At 34.2% G+C, this 465-nt stretch carries 1 protein-coding gene; it reads left to right on the forward strand.

Annotated features, from left to right (window positions below; all coding sequences use genetic code 11):
• Window positions 1-194 precede the first annotated feature (194 nt).
• Window positions 195-465, forward strand: a 271-nt coding sequence (locus tag J3U35_RS11565; protein WP_416380679.1) for a helix-turn-helix domain-containing protein, incomplete at its 3' end; no start/stop codon positions are given.

The raw sequence follows: 465 nt of genomic DNA on the forward strand, positions 1-465 counted from the left end.
GCCGTGACAAATGGTGTTGGGATAGCTATTGCAATTTGTATTGTCATGGTGCATCATTCCTCATTTAATGTTTATTAGTAGTTATTAAATTATTTTAATAACGTTTTGCGTTTTTTAAATAGTAATTCACAACGTATTGCGTTGTCAATAAGAAAATAACAACTAAATACGTTTTTTATTTTGTGAGAAAGATAATGATTAAGTTTGATAATTGTAAAAACGTGATACAGCGAATACTTGCAGCCTATAAACTAAAAACTGTTAAATCATTAGCAGATAAGTGGAACATAACAGCCAGTGTTATTGGGAGCAGAGTCCAGAGACAGACTTTCCCCGCTGATTATGTAGTTAAATGCATGTTGGATACAGGTGCAGATCTAAACTGGCTTTGTACTGGAGAAGGCGAGTCAGGTATTGACGGAATCAATACAGAAAAAAAATCAATTGACGTTTCGATCGAGGCGT

It is taken from the genome of Gilliamella sp. B2717 (genome assembly GCF_026536675.1).
Classification (GTDB): domain Bacteria; phylum Pseudomonadota; class Gammaproteobacteria; order Enterobacterales; family Orbaceae; genus Gilliamella; species Gilliamella apicola_I.